Here is a 294-nt window from a genome sequence, read left to right on the forward strand (position 1 = left end):
CGGCGATGTGGTGCCTGAAACGGCGCTTGCCTTCACAGGCGGCTCATCCTTCGCCGTGGAGGGAACGCCAATCGCAAAGAACGCTGCCGTCTTCGAAGCTGGTATCGATGTCAACCTTACCGACAAGGCAACCATCGGGCTTACCTATAAAGGTCAGCTTGCCTCGGACGCGCAGGAGCATGGCTTCAACGCCAAACTCAGTGTTCGGTTTTAATCGCCGCAAGGGAGGGCGATATGTCATGCCCGATTCCAGCAGCGAACTGACAGCCATCTCTATTGAAAGATCTTATCGCC

1 protein-coding gene is annotated in these 294 nt (G+C 55.8%); it reads left to right on the forward strand.

All coding sequences use genetic code 11. The features are described 5' to 3' along the window. The coding region (locus tag EN818_RS31980; protein ID WP_135906757.1) for an autotransporter domain-containing protein at positions 1 to 214 on the forward strand (214 nt) is incomplete at its 5' end. Positions 215 to 294: the final 80 nt, after the last annotated feature.

It is taken from the genome of Mesorhizobium sp. M3A.F.Ca.ET.175.01.1.1 (assembly GCF_004791945.1).
Classification (GTDB): Bacteria; Pseudomonadota; Alphaproteobacteria; order Rhizobiales; family Rhizobiaceae; genus Mesorhizobium.